Origin of the sequence: Vogesella urethralis (genome assembly GCF_007644045.2) — a bacterium.
Lineage (GTDB): Bacteria > Pseudomonadota > Gammaproteobacteria > Burkholderiales > Chromobacteriaceae > Vogesella > Vogesella urethralis.
This window is the reverse complement of the sequence record NZ_VMDW02000045.1, coordinates 1-205: the sequence shown is the minus strand read 5'-3', so window position 1 is coordinate 205 and position 205 is coordinate 1. Positions and strand designations below refer to the sequence as shown.

General features: G+C 51.2%; 1 protein-coding gene. It reads right to left on the bottom strand.

Annotation, left to right across the window (positions count from 1 at the left end; all coding sequences use genetic code 11):
• Positions 1-183 (bottom strand): helix-turn-helix transcriptional regulator (locus FLQ03_RS01835; RefSeq protein WP_144374182.1); only part of this gene is annotated, 183 nt, incomplete at its 3' end.
• Positions 184-205 lie beyond the last annotated feature (22 nt).

Below are 205 nucleotides of genomic sequence, written 5' to 3'. Positions count from 1 at the left end.
AAGCACCTGACCTCCACATCGCCTAGTAAGGATCCAGTTTTCGACGTCAGCTTGCAGCCAACCTGATGCTCGCGCGCCCATCTTGATCTGCTTCGGGAAGGTTCCCTCCTTGATGTACTTGTAGATGGTGGAGCGTCCAAGTGTAGTCATCTCGATTACTTGTTTGATGCGAAGGATCTTCATGGTGGTCACCTGTGGGTTAGAA